Source organism: Seonamhaeicola marinus, assembly GCF_008085455.1.
The window spans coordinates 1-280 of record NZ_VSDQ01000284.1; the positions used below are offsets into that span (position 1 = coordinate 1).

1 pseudogene is annotated in these 280 nt (G+C 36.4%); it reads right to left on the reverse strand.

Going from position 1 to position 280, the window contains the following annotated elements:
- Positions 1 to 280, reverse strand: a pseudogene (locus FUA24_RS04000) (TonB-dependent receptor); the annotation flags it as partial.

Genomic DNA, 280 nt, shown 5'->3' on the forward strand with positions numbered 1-280 from the left:
AAACTATATTTTAATGATAGAATAAAATTACGGCCAGCAGCTGCAATACCCGATGAGTAGGTTTTATAGCGTTGGTCTGTAATGTTTTCTAAACTAGCTGTTAATAATGTAGATTGCCCTATGTGGTATTGTGTGCGTAAATTGAGTGTGTACCATGATGGGCTGTAAGGGTTACCGTTAGCATCGGCAGCATATATGTAATCTTTTTCAACTTCCGAAGGTGCTAAATCGGCAAAAGCTATTTCATCATTAAAGTTAACGAACGCATCAACTTTAAAAT